Source organism: Schaalia georgiae DSM 6843, from assembly GCF_000429245.1.
Taxonomy (GTDB): domain Bacteria; phylum Actinomycetota; class Actinomycetes; order Actinomycetales; family Actinomycetaceae; genus Pauljensenia; species Pauljensenia georgiae.
The window spans coordinates 1-26,358 of sequence record NZ_AUBM01000012.1 but is presented as its reverse complement, the minus strand read 5'-3'; the positions used below and the strand labels follow the sequence as shown (position 1 = coordinate 26,358).

Genomic DNA, 26,358 nt, shown 5'->3' with positions numbered 1-26,358 from the left:
TTACGTAACACAGCCAGGCGGAGATCGTTGGAATCAAGCCGTTGTGTGCGCAGCATGTTGCGTAATCCGGGGTCCTTGCGTGCGATCAGTGACGCGGTGCCTGCGTGCGCCACCCGTCGACTGCCCGTCAGCCGCCCGCCGACCGCCTCCCGCCGGTCAGCCGCCTGCCGGTTCCGCGTCAGCGCTGTCTGGCTGCTCGTCGGCGCCTTCCGACTTTGTGGCGGAACCTTCCGACTCAGCCCCATCACCCGTCAGCCCGTCGGCGCCCGAAGCCGCCACCAGCGCCTTGACGATCATGGCGACCGCCTCGTCGGCGGGCACGTGCTCCCAGATCCTCAGCACGGTCCACCCCTCCTCTTGGCACATGGACGTGGTGTCGAGGTCGCGCCGGGCGTTCCGCTTGAGCTTCGCTTCCCAGTACTCGCGGTTGGTGCGGGGGACGCGCGAGTGCTCCGGGCAGGCGTGCCAGAAGCACCCGTCGACGAACACGGCGACCTTGAGGCGCGTGAACACGATGTCCGCGCGCCGCCGCTTGTTGGGCCACGGCGCGAAGTCCACGCGGTACCGGTAGCCCCGGGCGTGCAGGAGGCGGCGGATCGCCAGCTCAGGAGCCGTGTCGCGGCGCGTGTTGGAGCGCATCGAGCGCGCCGTCGCCTCGCTGGACGCCCACGAGCCCCCACCGTCCCCGCCGCTCATCCTTCCTCTGGCGAGTTCAGGGCCTCCGCGTCCCGCCCGGCCGCTCGGTAGGCGGCGGCCAGGTTGGCGCGGGCGACCGGCGCGTAGGGGTGGTCGGGTCCCGAAGAGCGGAGCACCGCGTCAAGGCCTCTCTCCAGCAGGGGGATGGCGTCGGCGGGCCGACCCGCCTGCTGGTGGGCCGCCGCCAGGCCATTGCGGGCCGCCAGCGTGTCGGCGCTGTCGGCTCCGCGCAGGTCCGCGCGCTCGCGGAGGTTCGTCTCGAACAGGGCGATGGCCTGATCGAACTCTCCCCGGGCCTGGTATCGGCGGGCCAGGGCGTTGCGCTCTGCGATGGGGTCTGCGTCGTTCATTCTTCACTCGATTCGGGGGACGAGGAGGGGGCCGGGGACGCTGCCCGTCTGGCGGATTCGAGGTCGCGCCGGATGTTGGCGGTGAGGGGGTGGTCGGGGCCAAGGGCGTCTTCGGAGGTTTTGAGCGCCGCTTCGTACAGGGGGATCGCCTCGCCCAGGCGGCCCGCTTTCCGGTAGGCGTTGGCCAGATTGGCTTGGACGGTGAGTGTGCCGGGGTGCGCGGGTCCCAGTAGCGCGCGGTGCTGGGCGAGCGCGTCCTCCAGCAGGGCGATGGCCTCGTTGAGCCTTCCGGCCTTCCGGTAGGCGGTGGCCAGGTTGGCCTGGCAGGTGAGGGCGTCGGGGTGTGCGGCGCCCAGCGCTGCGCGGAGCCGGGTGAGGGCGTCTTCGAGCAGTGGGATCGCCCGGTCGAATGCTCCTGCTTTCACGTGGGCGGCGGCGAGGCCGCCCTGGGACGTGAGGGTGCTGGGGTGGTCGGGCCCCAGGGTCTCGCGGCGTCGCCCGAGGGTCTGCTCGTGCAGGGCAATGGCCTCGTCCAGGCGGCCCGCCTCCAGGTAGGCGCCCGCCAGGATGCTTTGGGAGGTGAGCGTGTCCGGGTGCGCGGGTCCCAGGAGGGCGCGGTGCTGGGCGAGGGTGTCCTCCAGCAGGGCGGTGGCCTCGCCGAGCCTGCCCGCATCCAGGTACGCGGTGGCGAGGAGTCCCTGGGAGGCGACCGTATCGGGGTCGGTGAGCCCAAGGGTCGCGCGGCGTTTGGCGAGGGTGCCCTCCAGGAGAGTAGTGGCCTCGTCGAGGCGGCCCGCGTCGAGGTACACGGTCGCGAGGTTCGATTGCGTCGCGAGGGTGTCGGGGTGCGCCTGGCCCAGCGCCTCGCGGCTCAGCGCGAGGGCGCCGCCGTACAGGGCGATGGCCTCATCGAGCGCGCCCGCCGCCTGGTAGGCGGTGGCGAGGTTGCTCTGCGCGGTGAGCGTGTCGGGGTGGTCGGGCCCCAGGGCTTCCCGCCTGTGGGCGAGTTCGTCCTCGAACAGGGGGATCGCGAGGTCACCCCTGCCTTCCTCCAAGTACCGGTGCGCGCGGGCGTTCCGCTGGGCAGCGGGGTCTGCGGCGTTCATTCCTCACTCGATTCGGGGGACGAGGCGGTGGCCGGGTTCGTTTCGCGTTCAAGGGTTTCGAGGTTCTCCCGGACCGTGATGGTGAGGGGGTGGCCGGGGCTCAGGGCTTCTTCGCACACCTCGAGTGTGTCTTTGAACAGCGCACGAGCGTCGTCGAGGCGGCCCGCCGCCTGGTAGGTGTATGCGAGGTTGTATTGAGAAGCAAGTGCGTCCGGATGTATGTTTCCCAGGGTTTTGCGTAGCTGGGTGAGAGTATCTTCGTGCAGGGCAATGGCCTTGGCGAGTCTGCCTGCGGCTCGGTAGGCGGCGGCAAGATTGTTCTGGGATCTGAGCGTCTCGGGGTCGGTCGCCCCTAAATCCGTCCGACGGCGCTTGAGTGTGTCTTCGTATAGAGGAATTGCCTTTTCAAGTTTTCCTTTTCTAAAATAGGCGTTGGCGAGGTCGCATGCGGAGATGAGTGTGTCGGGGTGGTTGGGCCCGAGGACTTTGCGGCGCCGGATGAGGGTGTCTTCGTACAGGGGAATCGCTTGATCAAGTTTGCCAGTCATCCGATAGATGGTGGCGAGGTTGTATGCGGAGATGAGTGTGTCGGGGTGGTTGGGCCCGAGGACTTTGCGGTGTTGCACAAGTGCGTCTTCGTGCAAGACGAGGGCCTCATTGAATCTGCCCGCTGCCTGGTAGGCAAGGGCAAGGTTGTCCTGGGATGCGAGTGTGGCGGGGTGCCTAATGCCCAGGACTTTACGTTTTATGGTGAGCGTGTCCTTGTCCAGGGCGATGGCTTCGTCGAGTCTGCCAGCATCCTGGTAGGCAAGGGCAAGATTGGTCTGGGATGCGAGTGTGTCAGTATGCGTGGGTCCCAGAATGTCACGATGATATGCGAGAGTGTCTTCGAGAAGTATGAGAGCCTCGCTGAGTCTGTCTCCTTGACGGAGGGCATCGGCCAGGTGCCCCTGGGATGCGAGCGTCACGGGATGTGCTGCCCCTAGGGTTTCACGGCATTGCGTTAAGGTGTCCTCAAACACGGCAATGGCAGCGCAGATGTGGCCTGTCCTCTGGTAAGCGAGGGCGAGATTGTTGTGGAAGGACAGAGTGTCAGGTTGGTTGGTGCCCAGGATGTCCTCGACGGCGCTCACAGCATCGCGCAGTGTGAGAACCTCATACGGGAGGCCGAGGTCGTTCGCGTGTCTGAAAGCATGATGAAGGCAAACCCTCACCTGTTCGCGCTCGAACAAGGGGTGCGAGTAGTCCTGTGCGGCGATGGCGCGGAGCTGGTCGATGAGATCGAGGGTCTCCCGTCGGCGGCCCTCCGCATTGTTGCGCGGCAGCCTGTCAATGTTCACTTGACCCAGTAGGCCCGCGGCCGCGTCGAATGCCTCAGTCCATTCCTCCGGGTTCCAGTTCTCACGTAGCACCTGCGCCTGGAGCCGGTGCACCATGGTCACGCCCCCGTCGGCGGACTGCTGGACTTCCGACGCGTTGAGGAGTGCGGTCAATGCGCGGTGCGCGTCCTCGGCAGTATCATCGCGAGCGTTCGCGTCTCTGTCGGTCTTATCCGCATCCGCCCGCGGGTCGAGCCAATGCGTGGGCACACCCGACTCGGCGAGCACAGCGAGCGCCCCGAGCTGACGGCGAGCCGCGTCGCGTGAGTCGCCCTTGAGGTGGCTGAGGGCGGAGTCGGCGGCCATCAACAGCGCGATGGACACATCATCAGCGTAGGAATCGCCAGGAATACGACGGATCACCCGGTCACTGCTGAACGCCTCCAACCGCACGAGATACTCCTGGAGCGACCATCGCTTGTTTCTGGCGGTCTCGGCAGCCTGGGCAAGGGCGAGGGGAAGGTCCCCGAGCCGCTCGGCCACAGCATCCGCAGCCTTCTCGTCCTGTGTGCCCATGATCGACTGGACAAGATCGATCGAGTCAGGACGCGGCAGAACCTCCACTTCCACAGGCTCCCACGCCGACGACGCCTCCCGACTCCTGGCCGTGGCCACCACCCGCAACCCCGCCCCCTGTGGAACCAAATCCGCCAAATCTTCGAAGTCCTCGACGTTGTCGAAGATGACGAGCCGGTCGCCCAGGGCAGGGGACTTCAAGTGGTCGAGGCACCGCCGAATCATCTGATCCTCAGTGGGCTTATCATTCGTGTCAATGCCCAGCCGGTTCGCGAGTTCCACCAAGTCGCTTTTGACCGCCGCCTTCGTCTCTGCGCTGACCCATGCGACAACGCCCCACCCGGCCTCCTCGCACCACTGCGCCAGGGCCGACGCCAACTGGGATTTCCCACACCCAGCCATCCCCACCAAAACCGTCCGCCCCTGACGCTCGTCGATCACGAGACTACGCAACCGCCCCTGCTCCCCGCGCTCGACGAAACCCGAAGCCACATCAGGACGCCCGCCGAACAACACCCGACCCGGCCGCGCATCAACTGTCGTCGACGGATCCGATCTGGCCAACAGCACATCCAACTTCCCGTGCGTAACCTGATCGTTCTCGAGCCCCTTGCTCACGCCCAGCCGAACCTCGTCCACGCCCTCCTCAATACGGTCGAGCGCGCCCATGACGTACTTGAGTGCCTCGATCTTGAAGTTCGGCGACCATGGCGCGAGCCTGATGTACTCACCGGCCACAGCGTCGACAATCTCATTGAAATACGGCTCAGACCACTCGAAAAGCTCTGCTCGGATCGGGTCACCGAGGTCGTGGAGCAGGTCAGCGAACCCATCGGGGAAGCGCACGGCCTCGAGAACCAGAGATTCATCGGCTGCAACCCGGCCAAGAAGCCTCTCAACCTCAGTGGCAACGCCATCCAGGCACTCAGTGCCAACGCCCTGGTCGCGGCACTTCTGGTACATGCCGCGCACTCTGCCTGCCACGGTCTTCTCGATCCGCTTGGCGACAGCGTGGTTCTTATCGTTGACCTGGCCCCTCAACCGGGCCAACAACACCAACCCCTCCTGCGCATCGCCGACAAGACTGGCGCCCGTATCCTGGCCCGACGCGCGCAGAAGGAACTTCACCACAGGCGCACCAAGGCCAGCCACCGACACGAGCACAGGATCCATACCCGCATCCTACATGTGTCCCACCGCACATGTAAGAGGGGTGTCGAGGGCGGAGCCAACGAACACAGGCGCCTCGCCTCCCACGGTCCCGCGCCAGCCCCGCCGCCCCCGTAGCCCTGGCTATTCCTGCGCCTCGAGGATCTCCTCGACCACGTCCTCGCCCGCGACGAGTTTGCCGGAGGCGCCCACGCCCAGCTGGCCCATGGCCAGGCGGCCCACCATCTGCTGGTTCGTGGTGGTGCGCTGGGAGCGCGCGCCGGACACGAAGCTGAAGAACCAGTGGACCAGGGTGCCCACCTGGGATTTGAAGCCGACGATGTACAGCAGGTGCAGGAAGCACCACGCCGCCCACGCCGTGAAGCCCGTGAGGTGCAGTCGCCCCATCTTCACGACGGCCTTGAAACGGGCGATGGTCGCCATGGAGCCCTTGTCGAAGTAGCTGAACTCTGTGCGCTTGGGGGCGCGGCCCCGCAGGCGGGTCTTCACGGTGTTGGCGGCGAAGCGCGCCGACTGGATTGCCCCCTGGGCGACGCCGGGCACACCCGGCACGCTCATCATGTCGCCGAGCACGAAGATCTCCGGGTGGCCGGGCAGCGTGAGGTCCTTGCCGACGACGACGCGCCCGGAGCGGTCCACCTCGGCGCCCGTGGCGTCGGCCAGCAGTTTCCCGAGCTCGCTGGCCTGGACGCCTGCCGCCCACACCTTGCACTGGGAGGCGATGGTCTCGGTGGTGCCGTCCTTGTGTTTGAGGGTGACGCCGTCGGCGTCGACGCCGGTGACGAAGGCGTTCATGCACAGCTCGACGCCCAGTTTCTCCAGGGACTTGCGGGTCTTGGCGCTCAGTTTCTCGCCGAAGGGCGGCAGTGGCGCCGACGCCCCGTCCACCAGGACGACGCGCGCTTTGGCCGGGTCGATATTGCGGAACTCGCCTTTGAGGGTTTTGGAGGCGAGCTCGCGGATCTGCCCGGCCATCTCCACGCCTGTGGGGCCCGCCCCCACGACCACGAAGGTGAGGAGGCGCTCGACGACGGCGGGGTCGGTGGCCTGCTCGGCCTGCTCGAAGGCCCCGAAAATGCGGGCCCTCAGCTCCAGGGCGTCGTCAATGGTCTTCATGCCGGGCGCGAACACCGCGAAGTGGTCGTTGCCGAAGTAGGACTGCCCGGCGCCCGCGGCCACGATCAGCGTGTCGTAGGGCGTTTCAAAGCGGTCATTGTGGTTGCGCCACTTGACGACGCGCGCCTCGACGTCGATGCCGTCGACCAGGGCCTGCATGACGGTCACGTTCTTCTGGCGCTTGAGGATCTCCCGGGTCGTCGGCGCGATGTCGCCTTCGGAGAGGATGCCCGTGGCCACCTGGTACAGCAGCGGCTGGAACAAGTGGTGGGAGGTCCGCGCCAGGATCGTGATGTCGGCGTCTGCCCGCTTCAGGCGGCGCGCGGCGGTGAGTCCTGCGAAACCCGACCCGATGATGACGATCCTGTGGCGGGACATAGCTCATTCTCCTTTGTTAGGCCAGCCTAAATTGTACTGAAACCATGCATCTCCGAGTTGTGAGCTCTCCCTCAGTATGGGCCGGGTTGCTCCGATGCCCCCGATGTAGCGCAGCGCGTCCCGTCCCAGGTGGTCAGAGCCCTCGGGAATATGGGGCTCCGCAGTCCCCAGTGTTCCAAAATGCGTCTGAGTCTCGCACCGATCCGTAGGCACAGCGGGTGGGTGTTCCAAAATGCGTCTGAGTCTGGCCGAAATCCGTGAAATCTGCCCAAAACCGTCGAACTGAGACGCATTTTGGAACACTCCGCTCCGGTGCTGCCAAAACACGGCGAAGCTCAGACGCATTTTGGACCAGTTCGCCGTGCTGGTATGCGTCCGTGCGTACCCGACCCGAACTGCCGCACGTCCATCGGCGTGCCGTCCAGGCGCTGGTATGCGTCCGTGCGTCCCCGACCCGAACTGCGGCATCCGAGGAGGAGCGCGCCACGGCAGCCGGGAGCGGCCCCGCCCTCATACCTGGGTCGAGAACTCGCGCTCGGCGTTCTCCAGGTAGGAGCGGCCCCGCCCTCATGCCGGGGCTGTGGTCCGGGCGCGCCGCGCAGTGCGCTCGCGTAGGCGGGCCAGTACAGTGCCGGCCTCCTGCAGCGTCGAACCCGAGTCCGCGATGTGCGCCAGGTTCCGGGGGATCGCGAAGCCCCGCGCCCGCATGCCCTTGGCCCACAGCAGGCCCGCACGGTACGAGGAGCGCACCAGTGGGCCCGCCATGACGCCCGCGAAGCCGATCTGCTCGGCCTCGGCCGCCATCTCGAGGAACTCCTCGGGGTGCACCCACCGGTCGATGGGGTGGTGGAGCGGCGAGGGGCGCAGGTACTGCGTGAGGGTCAGCAGGTCGCAGCCCGCCTCGTGGAGGTCGCGCATTGCGGCGCCCACTTCCTCACGCGTCTCGCCCATCCCCAGGATCAGGTTCGACTTCGTCACCATGCCGCCGTCGTGGGCGCGGCGGATCATCCCCAGCGAGCGCTCGTAGTTGAACGCGGGGCGGATCTTCTTGAAGATGCGCGGAACCGTCTCCAGGTTGTGCGCGAACACCTGCGGGGCGGCGCCGATGACCATGTCAATGGCCTCCTGCCGGCCCCGGAAGTCGTCGACCAGCAGCTCCACTCCCGTGCCCGGGCACTTCGCGTGGATGAGGCGGCACGTCTGCGCGTACAGCCACGCTGCGCCGTCGGGCAGGTCGTCGCGGGCGACCCCCGTGATCGTCACGTAGCGCAGCTCCAACTCGGCGACGGACTCGGCGATGCGGCGCGGCTCGTCACGGTCGTACTCGCTGGGACGGCCCGTCGCGATGTCGCAGAAGTCGCAGCGCCTTGTGCACAGCGCCCCGCCGAGCAGGAAGGTGGCCTCCCGGTCCTGCCAGCACTCGTAGATGTTGGGGCAGCCCGCCTCGGCGCACACAGTGTGCAGGCCCTTGGCGTGGGACAGGGAGCGCATGTCCTGGTAGTTCTCCCCGGCGCGGGCGGTGGTGCGGATCCACTCGGGTTTCGCCTCGATGGGGGACTGGGAGTTGCGCACTTCGACGCGCAGCAGTTTGCGGCCCTCGGGATCGGGCAGGGTGCTCATTGAAGGGGCCTCGGATCGGTGGTGGCGGATACGTCTGCGACTGGGCGCGCCAGCTGCGGGGCGATGGCGTCGATCAGTGCGGGCACCAGGGCAGCGCAGGCGGCTTCGACTGTGGTGTGCACGCCCTCCCATGACAGCGAGGTCACGTCCGCGTCGACCAGGCCGCACGGGATGATCCCCGTGAAAGCGCTCTGCGGGTCGATGGCCACGTTGAGCGCCAGGCCGTGCAGCGTCGCCCCGCGCGCCACTTTGAGGCCGATGGCGCACAGTTTGCGGTCCCGGCGGCCCTCCTCGGTGAGCCACACGCCCGCCCTGCCCTCGACGCGGCGCACGGGCAAGTGCCACTGGGCGCGCACGGTGTCGATGACGCCGCGCTCCACCGCGCGGATCCACGTCACCAGGTCCACGGGCTCGCGCAGGCGCACCACCGGGTAGACGACCAGCTGGCCGGGGCCGTGCCACGTCGCCGAGCCCGCGCGGTCCACCCGGATCATGGGCACGTCGGAATCGGGGATGTCCTGGGGCTTCGTGTGGCGCCCCGCCGTCCACGTGGGCGTGAACTGGGAGACGACGACGGCGTCCTCGCCCCCCTGGAGCACACGGGCGTGCAGGGAGCGTTGGAGGGCGTCGACCTCGCGGTAGTCGACCAGCCCTCTGCCGAGAAGATTGACGATTCGCACGGCTGTGATGATAGTCGCACCGCCCCTGGTGCGCTGAGCGCGGCGCCGGTATCCTGTGCGGATGGAAGCTGCGAACACCGCCAGCCTCACGGTCGGCGACATCATGGGACTCATGGAGGCCTGGTACCCCGCCTCCACTGCCGAACCGTGGGACAAAGTCGGCCTCATCTGCGGGGATCCGAGCCGTCGGGCCTCCTCCGTGCTGCTGGCGCTGGACCCCGCCCGCGCTGTCGCCCAGCAGGCGCGCGAGGGCGGTTTCGACATGGTCATCACCCACCACCCACTGCTGCTGCGCGGGGCGTCCTTCCTGCCCGTCACGGACCCGAAGGGGAGCGTGATTTCGCACCTTATCCGTTCCGATATTGCCCTGTTCAACGCGCACACCAACGCCGATGTGGCGCACTTGGGCGTCGCCGAGGCCCTGGCCGCCCTGGTCGGGATGAGCCACTGGGAGCCCTTGGAGCCCACGGGCACTGACTCCCAGGGCCGTCCCATCGGACTGGGGCGCGTCGGGGAGGTCGAGCCCCAGAGCCTCGGCGAATTCGCGGACCGCGTCGCCTCCGCGCTGCCCGCCAGCCCCGCCGGGCTCCTCGTCGGCGGCGACGAGGCGCGCCCCGTCCGGCGGGTCGCCGTCCTGGGCGGGTCGGGGGACTCCCTGCTCCAAAGGGCGCGCGAGGCGGGCGCCGACGCGTACTTGACCGCTGACCTGCGCCACCACCCGGCCCAGGAGCACCTGGAGGGAGGGGCGCCGGCGCTGCTGTGCGGCAGCCACTGGGCGACGGAGAGCCCGTGGCTGCCCGTGCTGGCAGGGCGCCTCGCGGCCGCGGCCGCGGCGAAGGATGTGGAACTTCGCGTGGAAGTCTCTACGATTGTCACCGAGCCCTGGTCCAGTCACCGCGCCACCCTGGGAGGAACAGCATGAAGGCCCCGCACACCGACCAACTCGAGCTGCTCACCCTGCTGGGCTACGACCAGCGCGAGTCGGCGCTGCGCCACAAGCGCGAGTCCCACCCCGCCCACGCCGTCGTCCGCGAGTTCGCGGGGCGCGCCCAGGACCTGCAGCGCGCCGCGGTAAAGCAGAGCGCCGTCATCTCCGACGCGGGCCGCGAGGTGGCGCGTATCGAGGCGGAGATCGCCAGGGTGCGCGAGCGCCGCCAGCGCCAGCAGGGCCGCATCGACGCCAACCAGGTGCCCCTGCGCGACATCTCCGCGATGCAGCATGAGATCGCGCAGATGGACCGCCGTTTGGGCGAGCTCGAGGACGACCAGCTGGCCGCGGAGGAACGTGTGGAGTCCGCCCGCTCCGCCCAGCGCGCCATGGAGGAGGAGTCGGCCGCGATCATGGCCGACATCGAGGAGCACAAGGCGCAGTTCCTGGCCGACACGGCCGCCACTGACGACGAGCTCCGCCAGGTCATCAGGGCGCGCCGCGAACTGGTGGCGCGCCTGGACGCGGGCCTGGTGGAGGAGTATGAGGATGCGAAGCGGCGCAACGGCGTCCTGGCGGTCATCGAGGTGCGCGACGGCGTCGGCATCGGCGTCGGCGCCGACCTGAGCCCCCTGGAGCTCGACCGCATTATGCGCACCCCCGCCGACGAGGTCTACCGCACGGAGGACACCCAGCAGATCGTCGTGCGCACGACGGCGTCCACTCCGCGCTGAGCTCCCCGGCGCGCCTTACGAGACGACCAGGGTCACTTCGCGCGTCGATCCGCCCGCAGTGGCGCGCCGGGGTTCGGAGCGCTCGACGCCGACCACCCGGTGCGCGCCGCCACGCGCGTCCACGAGCTCGATCTCCATGGCCGTGCCGGTGAGGGCCGCCATGCACTCCTCCTCGCCCTCCGACTCCAGGGCGCCCGCCGCCATCAACGACCCGGCGATGGCGCCGCGCCACCGTTTCGCATCGTGGGAGACGACCTGGCGGCCCGTGGCGCTCTGGCGCTCGACGCGCAGCTCCCAAGTGTGCGCCCACGGCGCCCGGCACGCCGCCCTGTACGGGCCCGACCGGCAGTCCAGCACGATCTGTCCCTTCGCCCGGGGTTCCAGTGCGGCGGCGAGGCGGGGCGCCCACCACCGCGCCATGGGGCCCAGTCCCGGCAACGACACTCCCATGGCGAGGCGGTGGTCGGGCACGGGATCGGCGGGGGACAGGGCCCCGAAGAGGGCCGAGAAGACCGTGACCCCCTCCGAGCGCTTCCATGGGTCGGCGCCCGAGGCGGCGATCGCGTCGTAGAGGACGCCGGTGAACACACGGGAGGCGGGAGCGCACGGGGAGGTCCACAGCCGCGTGTTCGCTCCCAGCTGCGCGGCCGCTCGTGCGCCGACTCCGAGCACCCGCGCGGCCTCCTCCCCATCGCCGAGGGCTACCAGCGCTTCGATGACGGTGCGCCTGGCGGTCGCCAGGGCGGGGATCGACAGGGCTTCGACATTGAGGCGCGGCCCGGATTCGGGCGCGGACTTGCCCTCGGAGGGCGGTAACCAGATCAGCACGGTCCCCACCCTAGATGCTCGGAGGCCCGGGGGCGTGCGGACCGGCCCCTCGGGGATGTCACGGCCGGTGGTGAGGGTGAGGGTGAGGGCGCCGGCGGGGCCGCGCCCGCCGGCGGCGAGGGGGATGGCGGGCACCCGTGCCGACGGGGCACTACACTGGATGGCGGTTGAGTCGGCCGGGCGGCCGCGTGCGCGTCAGCGCCCGAGGAACGTCCGGGCTCCACAGGGCAGGGTGGTGGCTAACAGCCACCCGGGGCGACCCGCGGGACAGTGCCACAGAAAACAAACCGCCGCCCAGTGCGGCAAGGGTGAAAAGGTGGGGTAAGAGCCCACCAGCGGCGCGGGCGACCGCGTCGGCTAGGTAAACCCCACCCGGAGCAAGACCGAGCAGCAGGCGGATGGCCCGTCCTCGCCTGCGGGTAGGTCGCTCGAGGCCGTCGGCAACGGCGGTCCTAGATGGATGGCCGCCGCCGCGCTGCCGGTAACGGGGCGCGGCACAGAACCCGGCGTACAGGCCGACTCGGCCGTGCGGGAGGGGGAGAGGTCCCCCTCCCGCGCCCCTCTATCAGTCCTGGTGGTTGGCCGCGTAGTAGGCGGCCCCCACGATGCCCGCCGTGTTGAGCAGCTTCGCCGGGATCATCGGCGTGCGCAGTTCCAGCAGCGGCATGAACTTGTCGGCGTTCTCCGACACGCCGCCGCCCACGACGAACAGGTCGGGGCTGAGCAGCATCTCCAAGTGCGAGTAGTAGCGTTGCAACCGCTCCGCCCACTGCGCCCAATCGAGGCCCTGCAGGGTCTTCTGGCCGCTCGAAGCGCGCTTCTCGGCGTCGTGGCCGTCGAGTTCGAGGTGCCCGAGCTCCGTGTTGGTCATCAGGCGCCCATCGACGATGATCGCCGAACCGATGCCGGTCCCCTGCGTCGTGAAGACGACAACGCCCTTCGCGTCCTTCGCGGCGCCGTAGGCGACCTCGGCGATCCCGGCGGCGTCGGCGTCATTGAGGGGGACGACGCCGCGGCCCAGGTGCTCGGACATGAGCGCGTTGACATCGGTGCCCACCCACGACTGGTCGAGGTTCGCCATGAAGGGGATGACCCCGTTGAAGACGGGAGCGGGGAAGGTGACGCCGATGGGGACATCGGCGCCCACGCCGAGGCGGTCCACCAGTTCGCGGCACACCCGCGCAACGGCGCCGGGGGTGGCCGGTTTGGGAGTGGGGATGCGGATCTGGTCGCCGATGTACTCGCCGGTGTCCAGATCGACCAGCGCAGCTTTGACGCCGGAGCCCCCGATGTCGATTCCGCATGCGATATGAGCCAAAACCCCTCCTTGGGACGCGGTGTGCACGGGTGGGCCTCCCACGCTGGGGGCCACACTGCGGATTCTACCGCGAGGTGCCCTCACTTGTGCAAGGGCCCGTCCACTATCAGGGCTCGCCTACGGCAGGGTCAGGATCTGCGCTCCGTCCTCCGTCACCACGAGGGTGTGCTCGAACTGGGCGGTGCGGGAACGGTCCGCTGTGACCACGGTCCAGCCGTCGTCCCACTGCTCCCACTCAACACCCCCCAGGGTCAGCATCGGCTCGATGGTGAAGACCATGCCGGGTTCCATGACCGTGTTGTACTGGGGCGCTGCGTCGTAGTGGGGGACGACCAGGCCCGAGTGGAATGCCTCCCCGACCCCGTGGCCGGTGTAGTCGCGCACGACGCCGTAGTGGAAGCGCTTGGCGTAGGCCTCGATGACCCTGCCGATCACGTTGATCTCGCGCCCCGGACCCACCGCTTTGATGCCGCGCATCATGGCGTTGCGGGTGCGCTCGATCAGCAGGTGCGACTCCTCGTCCACTGCTCCCACCTCGAACATGGCGCACGTGTCCCCGTGGACGCCGTCCTTGTAGGCGGTGATGTCCACGTTGACGATGTCCCCTTCCCGCAGGGGCCTGTCGTCGGGGATCCCGTGGCAGATCACCTCGTTGATGGAGGTGCACAGGGACTTCGGGAAGCCCATGTATCCCAGGCACGAGGGGTAGGCGCCGTGGGCGATGAGGAAGTCGTGGCCGACGCGGTCCAGCTCGTCCGTGGCCACTCCGGGGGCCACGGCGGCGCCGACGGCCTCCAGGGCGCCCGCGGCGATGCGCCCCGCCTCGCGGATCCTGCGGATCGTTGCGGCGTCCTTGACGTCCGAGGCGGTGACGCGCTCGGGGCCGGAGTGGAACATGTACTCGGGGCGTTCGATGCGCTCGGGCACGTGGCGGGCGGGGGAGACGCGCCCGGGGGCCAGGGTGCCCAGAGGGGCGCGGCGCGCGAGTTCGGAGGCTTCAGTCATGCCCTAAGCCTACGTCCTGCGGGGCCGCCGTTGGTCGCGGGTGCGCCGGCGGCGAACGCAGGGCGGGCCCGGTGGCGGCACACGGGGTCCGAGTCGGGGACGAGCCGCGCCCGTTCCGAACCAGCGCGGGGCGGAGGCGCGGGCGCGCGTGGGTACCGGGGGGGCTGGGCCGCCACGTGGTGCCAGCCCCCCAGTGGCAGCGCGGCGGAGCCGCCGACTGGCGCCCGCCCCGCTGTGGCGGGCCTACTGCTCCTTGAAGTTGCCCTCGCCGGGGAAGGAGCCGTCGCGCACGGCCGCCACGTAGTCGCAGGCCGCGTCGGTCAGGGCGCTGCCGAGCTCGCCGAAACGGCGCACGAAGGAGGGCGTCCAATCGCTCATCCCCGCCATGTCCGACCACACGAGCACCTGGCCGTCCGTGTCCGGGCCCGCGCCGATGCCAATGGTCGGGATGTCGAGGTCGGCCGTGATGCGCGCCGCGACCGTGGAGGGCACCATCTCGAGGACGAGCGCGAAGGCCCCGGCCTCCTGCACGGCGCGGGCGTCGGCGCCCATGGCCTGGCCCGCCTCGCCGCGCCCCTGCATCCGGGGTCCGCCCAGGGCGTTCTCCGATTGCGGCGTGTAGCCCAGGTGGGCGCACACGGGGATGCCCGCGTCCACCAGGGAGCGGATGATGTGGGCGCGCGGTGCCCCGCCCTCGAGCTTGACCGCGTGCGCCCCGGCCTTCATGAGGCGCGTCGCCGAGGCGAAGGCGTGGGCGGGGCCGTCCTCGTAGCTGCCGAAGGGCAGGTCCGCGACGATCAGCGCCCTGGAGGTGGAGCGGGCCACCGACGCGGTCGCGCGCTCCATGTCCTCCACGGTGACGGGCAGCGTCGAGGAGTGCCCCAGCATGACGTTGCCCAGGGAGTCGCCCACCAGCAGCATGTCGACCCCGGCCGCCTCCAGAAGGGGGGCGGTGAGGGCGTCGTAGGCGGTGAGCATGGTGAGCCTGGTGCCCGACCGTTTTGCCGCCGCGATGTGCGGCAGGCGGACCCTGCCCTTGGAGATGGGGGCGGGGGAGTGGGCGTCGGGTGGGGTGATGCGGGACATCAATGGCTCCTGGAGGAAAGTGGTGGCGGGTTCGGCGCCCGCTCTGGGGCGGGCGGACGGGAACAGCTTAACGCGCCCGTGGACGTCACAAGGAGCCCCCGGGGGCGGAGCACTACTATTGGATCGGTGTGCGCCGCGCGGACAGCGCCGACCGGGAGGCCGCAGGGCCGTACCCGGGGCCGTCCGCGCCGGGCGCACGTCGGCAACACCCCCAACAAGGAAGCAGGACATGGCTGGCAACGCCCCAGACCTCGACCCCCTCGATGCGGACGCAGTCGACGCCGTCCGCGTCACGGGACTCGCCTCCATCGCGGCCGCACAGTCCCTCGACGAGCTCAAGGCTGTGCGATCGGCACTGCTGGGCGAGCGCGCCCCCCTGGTCACCGCGAACCGCGCGATCGGCGGCCTCGAGCCCTCGCAGCGCGCCGCAGCGGGTAAGAACCTCGGCCGGGCACGCAGCGCGCTCACCCAGGCCCTCCAAGAGCGCCACGAGGTCCTGGCCGCCGCCCACGAGGCCCGCGCCCTCGTCGAGGAGGCCGTCGATGTGACGCTTCCCACCAGGCGCGAGCGGCTCGGTGCCCGCCACCCCCTGGAGACCCTCATGGAGGAGATCGCCGACTTCTTCGTCGCGATGGGCTGGGAGATCGCCGAGGGGCCCGAGATCGAGCACGAGTGGTTCAACTTCGACTCACTCAACTTCGACATCGACCACCCCGCCCGCCAGATGCAGGACACCCTGTACATCGATGGCACCAGTGCGGGCGGGCGGGAGGCGTCAGACGGGCACCTCGTCATGCGCACCCACACCTCGCCGGTGCAGTCCCGCGCGATGCTCGCCAGGGGCGTGCCCCTGTACGTCGCCTGCCCGGGCAAGGTCTTCCGCTCCGACGCCCTGGATGCGACCCACACCCCGGTGTTCCACCAGGTCGAGGGCCTCGCGGTGGACAAGGGCCTGACAATGGCGCACCTCAAGGGCGTGCTCGACCACTTCGCGAAGGCGATGTTCGGCCCCGAGGCCCGCGCGCGCCTGCGCCCCTCCTACTTCCCCTTCACCGAGCCCAGCGCCGAGATGGACCTGTGGTTCCCCCAGAAGAAGGGCGGCCCCGGCTGGATCGAGTGGGGCGGCTGCGGCATGGTGAACCCCAATGTGCTGCGCGCCAGCGGCATCGACCCCCGGGTCTACTCGGGCTTCGCCTTCGGCATGGGCCTGGAGCGCACGCTCATGCTGCGCCACGGCATCTCCGACATGCACGACATCGTTGAGGGGGACGTGCGCTTCTCCCAGCAGTTCGGCCTCACCGGAAGGGGAAACTGACATGCCCATGGTTCCACTCAGCTGGCTCGGCGACCACGTGGACATCGCCGAGGGCGCCACCGCGGCGCAATTGGCGGCCGCCCTGGTCAGGGTCGGCCTCGAAGAGGAGGAGATCCACCCGGCGCGCGTGCGCGGCCCGCTGGTGGTCGGCCGGGTGCTGACCCGCGTGGAGGAGACCGCCTCGAACGGAAAGACCGTCAACTACTGCCGCATCGACGTCGGGGAGCACAACGACGCACCCGGAACTGGCAAGGAGCCGTCAGAGCTGCCCAGCCGCGGTATCATCTGCGGCGCCCACAACTTCGACGTGGGCGACCTGGTGGTCGTGTCCCTGCCCGGCGCCGTCCTGCCCGGGGACTTCCGTATCGCGGCCCGCAAGACCTACGGGCACGTGTCCGACGGGATGATCTGCTCGGCCCGCGAACTGGGGCTGGGAGAGGACCACAACGGCATTATCGTGCTCGACCGCTGCTATCCGGACAAGCGGATCCCCGCCCCCGGCACGGACATCGTCGGCTGGCTCGGCCTTGGCGAGGAGGTCTTGGAGATCAACGTCACCCCGGACCGCGGCTACTGCTTCTCGATGCGCGGGGTCGCCCGCGAGTACTCCCACTCAACGGGCGCCGCCTTCCGTGATCCGGGCCTTCCCGGCGTGATCGCCGCCGAGCCCCCCTCGGCCACCCCCGACGGGTTCCCCGTGGTCTTCGCCGACGAGGCGCCCGTGCGCGGCAATAAGGGCGTGGACCGCTTCGTGGCGCGCGTGGTGCGCGGGGTGGATCCGGCGGCCCCGACCCCGCGGTGGATGGTCGAGCGCCTCGAGGCGGCGGGCATGCGCTCGCTGTCCTTGGCGGTCGACATCACGAACTACGTGATGCTGGACCTGGGCCAGCCGATGCACGCCTACGACCTGGGCGGCCTCGCGGCCCCCATCGTGGTGCGCCGGGCCCGCGACGGGGAGTCGCTGGTGACCCTGGACTCCGAGGAGCGCGCCCTGGACCCCGAGGATCTTCTGATCACGGACTCTCCCGACGGCGAGGGCTCGCGCGTCATCGGCATCGCCGGCGTCATGGGCGGCCAGTACTCCGAGGTCGGCCCCACTACCACGGACGTGCTCCTCGAGGCGGCGCACTTCGATCCGGTGTCGGTGGCGCGCAGCGCCCGGCGCCACAAGCTCCACTCGGAGGCGTCCAAGCGCTTCGAGCGCGGATCCGACCCGCGCCTTCCTGCGGTCGCCGCCCAGCGCGCCGCCGAGCTCCTGGCCCACTACGGCGGGGGGACCATCGACTCCGCCGTCACGGACGTCGACGAGGCGCCCGCCCCCGACCCGATCGCCTTCCCCGTGGGCGAGGCGGAGCGCCTCACGGGCGTCGCCCACACCGTGGAGCGCGTCATCGCCCTCCTGGAGACGGTGGGCTGCTCCGTGGAGGGCCCCGCAGACGGGGTGCTGACGGTGGTTCCTCCGTCATGGCGCCCGGACCTGGTGGACGCCGCCGGGCTGGTCGAGGAGATCGCGCGCCTGGACGGCTACGACAACATCCCCGTGGTCATGCCCCCGGCGCCCGCGGGCAGGGGCCTCACCCCCGCCCAGCGCGCCCGTAGGAGCGCCGCCGCGACGCTGGCGGAGTCGGGCATGGTCGAGGTCAAGTCCTACCCCTTCGTGTCGGACTCCTTCGACCGCCAGGGGATGGAGGCCGACGACCCCCGACGGGCCGCCCTGCGGCTGCGCAACCCGATGGCCGACGACGCGCCGCTGCTGCGCACCTCCCTGCTCGACACGTTGCTCGACGTCGCCGGGCGCAATGTGGCGCGCTCCAACGAGGACGTGGCCGTCTACGAGCTGGGAATGGTCGCCAGGCCCGCGGGGACGGTCCCGGCGCCCCTGCCCACCGCAGAGCACCGCCCCGACGAGGCGGCCATCGCCGCACTCCACGCGGGGACCCCCGCCCAGCCGTGGCACGTCGCGGGCGTCCTGACGGGTAGCGCCACCGCGCCGGGCGTCCTGTCCGCCGCGCGCCCCTACGACTGGGCGGACGCGGTGGAGGCGGTGCGCCGTATCGCCTCCGTGCTCGGCGTGCGCGTCGAGGTGACGCGCGCGTGGCTGCCGGAGCCCCCCGCGCGCCGGGGTGCCCCCATGCCGACCCCTGCCTCGCGCCCCTCCGAGGTGGCGCCCTTCCACCCGGGCCGCGTCGCGCGCGTCTTCGTGCGCGCGGGCCGCGACCTGGTCGAGGTGGCGCTGGCGGGCGAGTTGTCGCCGAGCGCCTGCCGCGCCTTCGGGCTGCCCGCGCGCTCGTGCGCCTTCGAGGCGGACCTGGACGCGCTGATCGGGCAGATGGACGCCGGTGCGGTACAGGTCAAGAGTGTGTCGACGTTCCCGCTGGCCAAGGAGGACATCGCCCTGGTGGTGCCCTCCGACATCCCGGTCGCCCGCGTCGAGCAGGTGGTCCGCCAGGGCGCGGGCGCTCTGGCGGAGTCGGTCGTGCTGTTCGACGTGTACGAGGGCGACCAGGTGGAACAGGGCCACCGGTCCCTGGCGTTCGCGCTGCGCCTGCGCGGGGACCACACGCTGACGGCCAAGGAGGCCGAGGACGTGCGCCGTGTCGTCGTGACGAAGGCGCGCAAGGCGCTGGGCGCCCGCCTGCGGGCCTGAGGCGCTGGCAGGGAGCCGGCTTTCGGCGAGGGGCCGGCGTCCAGGTGCGACGGTCCCGCATGGGGCGGGGCCGAGGACCCGGGAGCACGGGCCGGGCGAATCTCACGCGCGCAATGCCCACATGGAGTGGGACACGCGGGGGATCCGCCCGGCTCATTGTCTACGATTAGGGCATGCACATCCTGGTTACAGCCGCATCAAAGCATGGGGCGACCGACGAGGTCGCCGACGCAATCGCCCGTCGGTTCACCAAGGCGGGCTTCGAGGCCGACCGGATCGCGCCTGGGGACGTGGACTCCGTCGAGGAGTACGACGCGGTCGTCGTCGGATCGGCCGTGTACATCCTCCAGTGGATGCCCGCGGCGCACGATTTCATGGAGCGCTTCGCCCGCGAGCTGGCCGCCAAGCCGGTGTGGGCGTTCTCCGTGGGCATGAACGGCGTTCCCAAGCACGCGCCGCAGGACCCCACGCGCATCGGCCCCCTGCTCACCCACGTCAACGCGAAGGACCTCAAGTCCTTCGGGGGGCGGTACAAGCCGTCGCTGCTGTCGTTGCGCGAGCGCTCGGTGGCCCGCTTGGCGGGGGTCGTCGAGGGGGATTTCCGCGACTGGGCGGCAATCGACGAGTGGGCGGACGGCATCATCGCCTCCCTCGGCCGGTGAAGGGCGCCTGCGCGCGCATGCTCACGCGCCACAGTATGCATAATTATGTATACTCGTGCATATGAGTGGTGGATCGAGCATTCCTCAGACGAAGACGGCCAGGCACGAGGCCATCCGCGCCCTGCTGGCCGCCGAGGCCATCGGGAGCCAGGAGGGTCTGCGGCTCAGGCTTTCCCAGATGGGGATCGACGCCACCCAGACGACCCTCTCGCGCGACCTCATGGACATGCGCGCCACGAAGATCCGCGACGCCCGGGGCGCACTGGTCTACACGGTGCCGGACGTCGATGGAGGCCCCACCCACGAGGCCGAGGCCGCCCATGCGCGCCTGGCCCGCTGGTGCCAGAACCTGCTGGTCACATCCGTCACAGTGGGCAACCAGCTCGTGCTGCGCACCCCGGTGGGAGCAGCGAACCTGCTGGGCTCGGCGCTCGACGCCGTCAGGCTCGACGGGGTGGCTGGGACCATCGCCGGCGATGACACGATCCTGGTCATCTGCCGCACGCCCGACGAGGCGCGGTCGGTGGAGCGCCGGCTCCTCGCCCACGCCGAGCCCGGCGCGGCGCCCGAGGGCTGAGGGGCGCCCAGGGCCCGGAACCCGGGCCGCACCGTGCCGTCGCACTTGCCCCACGAGGGGCGAACACACCTGGAAGGAAAAGAATGTCCACCTCGAAAGATCGCGTCGTCCTGGCCTACTCCGGCGGCCTCGACACATCCGTCGCCATTGGATGGATCGGCGAGCAGACGGGCCGGGAGGTCGTCGCAGTCGCCGTCGACGTCGGCCAGGGCGGTGAGGACCTGGAGGTCATCCGCCAGCGGGCCCTCGACTGCGGCGCCGTCGAGGCCTACGTGGCCGACGCCCGCGAGGAGTTCGCCTCGGACTACTGCATGCCCGCGCTGAAGGCGAATGGCCTCTACGAGGGCAAGTACCCGCTGGTGTCCGCGCTCTCCCGCCCCGTTATCGTCAAGCACCTGGTGAAGGCGGCCCGCGAGTTCGGGGCCACGACCGTCGCCCACGGCTGCACCGGCAAGGGCAACGACCAGGTGCGCTTCGAGGTCTCCATCACGTCGATGGCGCCCGACATGGACTGCATCTCGCCTGTGCGGGACCTGGCGCTCACCCGAGATGTGGCAATCGACTACGCCGAGAGGCACCACCTGCCCATCGAGACCACCAAGCACAACCCCTTCTCCATCGACCAGAACGTCTGGGGCCGCGCCATCGAAACGGGCTTCCTGGAGGACCTGTGGAACGCGCCCACCAAGGACGTCTACGTCTACACCGACGACCCCACCTACCCGCCGCTGCCCGACGAGGTGACACTCACCTTCAAGGAGGGGATCCCGGTGGCGATCGACGGCCGGGCGGTCACGCCGCTCGAGGCCGTCCAGGAGCTCAACCGCAGGGCCGGCGCCCAGGGCGTGGGCCGCATCGACATGGTCGAGGACCGCCTGGTGGGCATCAAGTCCCGTGAGATCTACGAGGCCCCCGGCGCCGTCGCCCTCATCGAGGCCCACCAGGCGCTCGAGGCGATCACCCTCGAGCGCCTGCAGCGCCGCTACAAGCGCCATATCGAGCAGGTGTGGGCCGAGCTCGTCTACGAGGCCCAGTGGTACTCCCCGCTCAAGAAGTCCCTCGACGCCTTCATCGACGACACGCAGAAGTACGTGACGGGGGATGTGCGCATGGTCCTGCACGGCGGGCGGGCGACCGTCAACGGGCGCAGGTCCGAGGCCTCGCTCTACGACTTCAACCTGGCCACCTATGAGACCGGCGACACCTTCGACCAGTCCTCGTCGCGTGGTTTCATCGATATCTACGGCCTGCAGTCCAAGCTGGCCGCCGCACGGGACGTGCGTTCCGGCGTTGATATGGGCTACTGATCAGCGGTGTTCTGCATTACAATGAAGGTCACGAAGCGGTAGCATCTGCGCAACGGCGCGGGAGGATCCCCTCTGGGGTCTCCCGCGTCGTTTATTGTTAAATCAATGAGTACGACGACCACAATGGCAATGCCGGGCCGCCCGTGGATCTCCACCTCGAGGAACCCGCGCCCCACGGGGGACTCCCGGGCCCTCTTGTACGCGACGGCCGCCCTCTTCTTCCTGGGATTCGCGGGAAAGGGCGTGCGGGCCATATTCGGCGAGATCGGTTCCCTCGTCCCCATGGGCGTCGCACTCGCGGTGTTCGTCGTGGTGTTCCGCCGTAGCGGGGCACGTCTGACACTGCGCAGGTTCCCCACCACCATCAGCCTGTTCGTCGCATGGTGCGCGTGCACCACCGCGTGGTCGCTCTACCCGATCGACACTGTGAAGTTCTCCGTCGTCCAGATTGGCGTCACACTGGTGTCGATCAGTATCGCCGTCGCGCTGCCACTGCCGTTGCTGGTCGACGCCCTGATACTCGCTTTCCAGTGGATCATCGCCTCTTCGTACCTCCTTGAGGCTGCGGTCGCCCTCTTCCACCAGGGCCCGCTGGCGCCCCCCGTCCTATGGGGCAAAGGCCCCTTGCCCGCCTCGTCCTACTGGGTCGACGGACGGCTGTTCGGCGGTGGGCCGATCCAGGGCTTCCCAGGCAACCGCAATCCGCTGGCCTTCATCGCCCTGCTCATGGGCGTGTGCCTGGTGCTGCGGTGGATGCAGACCCGCTCGCGCACCCTGTCGACGGTGCTTTGGGGCCTGGCCGGCCTGGCCGTGTTCCCCCTGACAGGATCGGCGACCGTCGTACTGTCGGCCCTGGGCTGCGCCATCGCGGTCGGGGTGCTCGTCATCTGCCGCCACGTCGAACCCCGCAAGCGCCTCAGCCTGGTCGGGGTGTTCGCGGGCATGGCGGGCGTGGGCGCCCTGGGCGTGTTCTTCGCGCGCCACTGGGTCGCAGACTTCTTCGGCCGCAGCCCCGACATGAGCGGGCGGAGCGTCATCTGGCACGCCGTCGTGCGCCTCGTGCGCGAGCGGCCCATCGGGGGATGGGGGTGGACCATCGGGTGGGCCACCTACATGGAGCCCTTCAAATCCCTGGTGGTGCGCGGGGACGGGACCTCCACGAACCAGTCGCACAACGTCTACGTCGAGGCCGCCCTGCTCACCGGCGTCATCGGATTGCTCATCATCTCCTTCGCGGTGGCGTGGACCACGTACCGGCTCACCAAGGTCGCGGTAGCGCACATCGACGACAACCTGCTCGACGTCATCCCGGCGGTCCTCATGATCGCCATGGTCATCCAGTCCTTCACCGAGTCCCGTATGCTCTCGGAGGGTAACTGGATGCTCTTCGTCGTCATCTCCACATGGGTCAAGGTGCGCGGAGAAGTGCCCTTCGTATGGCCGTCGGCCGCCCGTGAGCACCTGGAGTACGCATAGGATTGCACCGGAGCGCACCCGCCGAACCAAGGAGAGCCCCATGACTGCGAACGACCACGTCTCCCTGTGGGGGGGCCGCTTCAGCGGAGCCCCCGCCGACGCCCTGTCCGCGCTGAGCGTGTCCACCCATTTCGACTGGCGCCTCGCGGGCGCCGACATCGCGGGCTCCCACGCCCACGCTGACGCGCTGCACGCGGTGGGGCTGCTCAGCGACGACGAGGCCCGGCGCATGCACGAGGCCCTACGGTGCCTCGACGACGACGTGCGCTCGGGCGCGTTCAAGGCGGGCCCCGACGACGAGGACGTGCACACGGCCCTGGAGCGGGGCCTCATTGAGCGGGCCGGTCCCGCCCTGGGCGGCAAGCTGCGCGCGGGCCGTTCCCGCAACGACCAGATCGCCACGCTCATCCGCATCTACCTGCGCGACGAGGCGCGCCACCTGGCCGGGCGGCTGCTCGACGTCGCCGACGCCCTGGTCGCCCAGGCCAAGGCCGCGGGCGGGGCCGTCATGCCGGGGCGCACCCACTTGCAGCACGCCCAGCCGGTCCTGGTCGCCCACCACCTCATGGCCCATGTGTGGCCGCTCATCCGCGACGTGGAGCGCATGGTCGACTGGGACCGGCGCGCCCGCGTCTCCCCCTACGGCTCGGGCGCCCTGGCGGGCAACACTCTGGGACTCGACCCCCGCGCGGTCGCCGCGGCGCTCGGTTTCGACGACTCCGCGGCCAACTCCATCGACGGCACCGCCTCGCGCGACGTGGTCGCGGAGTTCTCCTTCATCCTCGCCATGGCGGGGGTGGACATCTCCCGCCTCAGCGAGGAGATCATCATCTGGAACACGAAGGAGTTCGGCTACGTGACGCTGGACGACTCGTACTCGACGGGGTCGTCGATCATGCCGCAGAAGAAGAACCCCGACGTGGCCGAACTGGCGCGGGGGAAGGCGGGCCGGCTCATCGGGGACCTCGCGGGATTGCTCGCCGTGCTCAAGGGGATCCCCCTGGCCTACGACCGCGACCTGCAGGAGGACAAGGAGCCTGTATTCGACCAGATCGACACCCTGGACGTGCTCGGTCCCGCAGTGGCCGGGATGATCGCCACCATGACGATCCACTACCCGAGGCTGGCGGACCTGGCGCCCCAGGGGTTCTCCCTGGCGACCGACATCGCGGAGTGGCTGGTCAAGCGGGGCGTTCCGTTCCGCGAGGCCCACGAGATCTCCGGTGCCTGCGTGCGCGCCGCCGAGGCGCGCGGCGTCGAGTTGGCCGACCTCACGGACGAGGAGCTCGCCGCCGCCTCTGCGCACCTGACTCCCGGTGTGCGCGAGGTCCTCACGGTCGAGGGGTCCGTGGCCGCGCGCGCGGGCCGGGGCGGCACAGCCCCAGCCCGGGTCGCCGAGCAGATCGACGAGGCCGGGGCGGCCCTGGCCCTCCTGCGCGATTGGGCGGACACCCCGGTCCGGCGCCCCAGCCGCTAGCGGCAACGGGGCCGACGGGCGCGGCACCGACGGCCGGGGCGGAACCTGCCCGCGCCTCGTCGGAACATGCGGAGCCAGGGCGCGACGGCCGGTCCAGGTGGATCCTGCCCGCGCCTCGTCGCGGCGCGCCCGGCCCCGCGCGAGCCGCTACACTGGCCACGTCACGGACGACATGAAGAGATTAGGACGGCCCACAGTGACGGACATCATCGACGAACTGCAGTGGCGGGGGCTCCTCGCCCAGCACACCGACCTCGCAGCATTGCGCGAGCACCTCGCGTCGGGCCCCGTCACCTTCTACTGCGGCTACGACCCGACCGCGCCGTCGCTGCACCACGGGCACCTGGTGCAGTTGATCGTCATGCGCCACCTGCAACTGGCGGGCCACAAGCCCCTCGCCCTCGTGGGAGGGGCGACCGGCCAGATCGGCGATCCCCGTCAGAGCGGCGAGCGCCAGCTCCAGCCCACCGGGGTCGTCGAGGGGTGGGCGCGGAAACTGCGCGACCAGATTTCGCGCTTCCTCGACTTCGAGGGGCCAGCCGCCGCACGGATGGTGAACAACCTCGACTGGACGCAGCAGATGAGCGCGATTGACCTGTTGCGCACCATTGGCAAGTACTTCCGCGTGGGCACCATGCTGAACAAGGACATCGTCGCGCGGCGCATCGCCTCCGATGAGGGCATCTCCTACACGGAGTTCTCCTACCAGGTCCTCCAGGCCAACGACTTCCTGGAGCTCTACCGCCGCTACGGGTGCACCCTCGAGACGGGGGGCAATGACCAGTGGGGGAACATGGTCGGTGGGGTGGACCTGATCCACAAGGTCGACGGCGCTGACGCCCACGTCATGACGACGCCCATCATCACCAAGGCCGACGGCACCAAGTTCGGCAAGTCCGAGGGCGGGGCGATCTGGCTGGATCCACAGATGATGACCCCCTACGCCTTCTACCAGTTCTGGCTCCAGGTCGCCGACGAGGACGTGGTCCGCTTCCTGAAGATCTTCACCTTCCTCGACCGCGCGCGCATCGAGGAGCTCGAGGCGGAGGTCGCCGAGCGCCCGCACCAGCGCGCCGCGCAGAAGGCGCTGGCCGCAGCTGTGACGGCCATGGTGCACGGCGATCAGGAACTCGCCCGCGTTCAGACGGCCACGAAGGCGCTGTGGGGCGGCGGCGACATCAAGGAGCTCGACGAGGCGTCGTTGCGCGCGGCGACAGCCGACCTGCCGCGCGCGTCCGTTCCGCTCGGAGAGGCGACTGTGGCGGACGCCCTCGTCGCCGTCGGATTCGAGAGGGGGAAGTCCGCCGCGCGGCGGACGGTGGCCTCGGGCGGGGTGTCGGTGAACAACGTGAAGGTGTACGACGCCGACGCGCCGCTGAGCGAATCCGACGCGTTGCCGGGCTCGCTCGTCCTGCTCCGCAAAGGGCGCAAGAACCTGGCGGTCGTGGAACTGGCCTGAGCCCTTGGGGGAGCGGGGTGTCCGGTGTGGTCCGGGCGCCCCGTTTCCGTTGAGTCCAAGCGGAAGCGACAGGGTGTGATGGACAACATAATGACCTGGCTTGACGTGGTGTGGGTGGGTGGGTAGATTATTCGTCTGTCGCCGCGGCGTGGTTCGTGGTGGTTGTGCCTGGCTTGTGGTTCTGCCTTGTTGTGGTGGGGTTGCGGGTTTGTGTGGGTGTTGTTTGTGAACTCGATAGTGTGTTTGTTTGTCTACAGTTTTTGTTTTGTTTTTGTGCCTGTTTTTGTTTTTGAGTTTTTTGGTTGGGGTCGCCTGCTTGTTCCTGGTTGGTTCTGGGGGTGGGTGGGTGGTTCTCTTCCGGGCTGTTTTGTTTTTGTTCGGAGAGTTTGATCCTGGCTCAGGACGAACGCTGGCGGCGTGCTTAACACATGCAAGTCGAACGCTGAAGCCTGGCTTTGTGTTGGGTGGATGAGTGGCGAACGGGTGAGTAACACGTGAGTAACCTGCCCTCTTCTTCGGGATAACGGT

Annotated in this window: 21 protein-coding genes, 1 rRNA gene and 1 other RNA gene; 12 read left to right on the top strand and 11 right to left on the bottom strand. The window is 69.5% G+C overall.

The annotated features are described in order from the left end of the window. Positions 1-156 precede the first annotated feature (156 nt). The 7 genes from G447_RS0107130 to lipB all read right to left on the bottom strand — a co-directional run bounded on the left by G447_RS0107130 (position 157) and on the right by lipB (position 9,011). On the bottom strand, positions 157-696 hold the full coding sequence (locus tag G447_RS0107130; RefSeq protein WP_026430559.1) for a very short patch repair endonuclease: 540 nt from the start codon (positions 694-696) through the stop codon (positions 157-159). Continuing rightward, complete coding sequence (locus G447_RS0107125) at positions 693-1,046, bottom strand: tetratricopeptide repeat protein (protein WP_026430558.1); 354 nt, start codon at positions 1,044-1,046, stop codon at positions 693-695. The genes G447_RS0107130 and G447_RS0107125 overlap by 4 nt, the downstream gene beginning before the upstream one ends. Beyond that, positions 1,043-2,152, bottom strand: a complete 1,110-nt coding sequence (locus tag G447_RS0107120; protein ID WP_026430557.1) for a tetratricopeptide repeat protein — start codon at positions 2,150-2,152, stop codon at positions 1,043-1,045. Before G447_RS0107120 ends, G447_RS0107125 begins: the two co-directional genes overlap by 4 nt. After that, positions 2,149-5,220, bottom strand: a complete 3,072-nt coding sequence (locus tag G447_RS11260) for a tetratricopeptide repeat protein (RefSeq protein WP_081697881.1) — start codon at positions 5,218-5,220, stop codon at positions 2,149-2,151. The genes G447_RS0107120 and G447_RS11260 overlap by 4 nt, the downstream gene beginning before the upstream one ends. 120 nt (positions 5,221-5,340) lie before the next feature. Further along, positions 5,341-6,711 carry an NAD(P)/FAD-dependent oxidoreductase gene (locus G447_RS0107110; protein ID WP_026430556.1) on the bottom strand — a complete coding sequence of 457 codons (1,371 nt, stop codon included), beginning with the start codon at positions 6,709-6,711 and terminating at the stop codon, positions 5,341-5,343. 567 nt (positions 6,712-7,278) lie between these two features. Then, positions 7,279-8,331, bottom strand: a complete 1,053-nt coding sequence (lipA, locus tag G447_RS11255; protein ID WP_051226275.1) for a lipoyl synthase — start codon at positions 8,329-8,331, stop codon at positions 7,279-7,281. Next, positions 8,328-9,011, bottom strand: a complete 684-nt coding sequence (gene lipB / locus G447_RS0107100) for a lipoyl(octanoyl) transferase LipB (RefSeq protein WP_026430555.1) — start codon at positions 9,009-9,011, stop codon at positions 8,328-8,330. The genes lipA and lipB overlap by 4 nt, the downstream gene beginning before the upstream one ends. A gap of 61 nt (positions 9,012-9,072) precedes the next feature. On the opposite strand from lipB, the gene G447_RS0107095 reads away from it, so the two are divergent. Both G447_RS0107095 and G447_RS0107090 read left to right on the top strand, forming a co-directional pair. After that, on the top strand, positions 9,073-9,933 hold the full coding sequence (locus tag G447_RS0107095; RefSeq protein WP_026430554.1) for a Nif3-like dinuclear metal center hexameric protein: 861 nt from the start codon (positions 9,073-9,075) through the stop codon (positions 9,931-9,933). Further along, positions 9,930-10,673, top strand: a complete 744-nt coding sequence (locus G447_RS0107090; RefSeq protein ID WP_005871149.1) for a zinc ribbon domain-containing protein — start codon at positions 9,930-9,932, stop codon at positions 10,671-10,673. The genes G447_RS0107095 and G447_RS0107090 overlap by 4 nt, the downstream gene beginning before the upstream one ends. A 15-nt stretch (positions 10,674-10,688) precedes the next feature. On the opposite strand, the gene G447_RS0107085 is transcribed toward G447_RS0107090, so the two are convergent. Next, on the bottom strand, positions 10,689-11,501 hold the full coding sequence (locus G447_RS0107085) for a YaaA family protein (RefSeq protein WP_026430553.1): 813 nt from the start codon (positions 11,499-11,501) through the stop codon (positions 10,689-10,691). 168 nt (positions 11,502-11,669) lie between these two features. Between G447_RS0107085 and rnpB the strand changes: the two genes are divergently transcribed. Beyond that, positions 11,670-12,028, top strand: an RNA gene (gene rnpB, locus G447_RS11745) — RNase P RNA component class A. A gap of 38 nt (positions 12,029-12,066) precedes the next feature. On the opposite strand, the gene ppgK is transcribed toward rnpB, so the two are convergent. From ppgK to panB, 3 genes are all read right to left on the bottom strand, one after another. Continuing rightward, positions 12,067-12,819, bottom strand: a complete 753-nt coding sequence (gene ppgK / locus G447_RS0107080; RefSeq protein ID WP_005871169.1) for a polyphosphate--glucose phosphotransferase — start codon at positions 12,817-12,819, stop codon at positions 12,067-12,069. A 117-nt stretch (positions 12,820-12,936) separates the two neighbouring features. Continuing rightward, positions 12,937-13,824: a type I methionyl aminopeptidase gene (gene map, locus G447_RS0107075; protein ID WP_026430552.1), complete on the bottom strand. Its 888-nt coding sequence runs from the start codon at positions 13,822-13,824 to the stop codon at positions 12,937-12,939. A gap of 243 nt (positions 13,825-14,067) precedes the next feature. Then, positions 14,068-14,910, bottom strand: a complete 843-nt coding sequence (gene panB / locus G447_RS0107070; protein WP_026430551.1) for a 3-methyl-2-oxobutanoate hydroxymethyltransferase — start codon at positions 14,908-14,910, stop codon at positions 14,068-14,070. Positions 14,911-15,139: 229 nt separating this feature from the next. On the opposite strand from panB, the gene pheS reads away from it, so the two are divergent. The 9 genes from pheS to G447_RS0107025 all read left to right on the top strand — a co-directional run. Next, positions 15,140-16,225, top strand: coding sequence for a phenylalanine--tRNA ligase subunit alpha (gene pheS / locus G447_RS0107065; RefSeq protein WP_026430550.1), 1,086 nt, complete (start codon positions 15,140-15,142; stop codon positions 16,223-16,225). A gap of 1 nt (position 16,226) precedes the next feature. Continuing rightward, positions 16,227-18,872 (top strand): phenylalanine--tRNA ligase subunit beta, encoded by a 2,646-nt coding sequence (gene pheT, locus G447_RS0107060; protein ID WP_026430549.1) that lies wholly within the window; start codon positions 16,227-16,229, stop codon positions 18,870-18,872. Between the two features lie 173 nt (positions 18,873-19,045). Further along, a complete protein-coding gene (locus tag G447_RS0107055; RefSeq protein ID WP_005871343.1) occupies positions 19,046-19,534 on the top strand; it encodes a flavodoxin domain-containing protein in 489 nt (162 codons plus the stop codon). A gap of 61 nt (positions 19,535-19,595) precedes the next feature. After that, entirely contained in the window at positions 19,596-20,111 is a 516-nt protein-coding gene (locus G447_RS0107050; RefSeq protein WP_243441576.1) for an arginine repressor, read from the top strand. Between the two features lie 83 nt (positions 20,112-20,194). Continuing rightward, on the top strand, positions 20,195-21,418 hold the full coding sequence (locus tag G447_RS0107045) for an argininosuccinate synthase (protein ID WP_005871348.1): 1,224 nt from the start codon (positions 20,195-20,197) through the stop codon (positions 21,416-21,418). A gap of 123 nt (positions 21,419-21,541) precedes the next feature. Continuing rightward, positions 21,542-22,894, top strand: a complete 1,353-nt coding sequence (locus tag G447_RS0107040) for an O-antigen ligase family protein (protein WP_005871341.1) — start codon at positions 21,542-21,544, stop codon at positions 22,892-22,894. Positions 22,895-22,934: 40 nt separating this feature from the next. Continuing rightward, positions 22,935-24,371 (top strand): argininosuccinate lyase, encoded by a 1,437-nt coding sequence (gene argH, locus G447_RS0107035; protein WP_026430547.1) that lies wholly within the window; start codon positions 22,935-22,937, stop codon positions 24,369-24,371. A gap of 196 nt (positions 24,372-24,567) precedes the next feature. After that, positions 24,568-25,830, top strand: coding sequence for a tyrosine--tRNA ligase (gene tyrS / locus G447_RS0107030; RefSeq protein ID WP_026430546.1), 1,263 nt, complete (start codon positions 24,568-24,570; stop codon positions 25,828-25,830). Positions 25,831-26,204: 374 nt separating this feature from the next. Next, a 16S ribosomal RNA gene (locus tag G447_RS0107025) occupies positions 26,205-26,358 on the top strand; the annotation flags it as partial.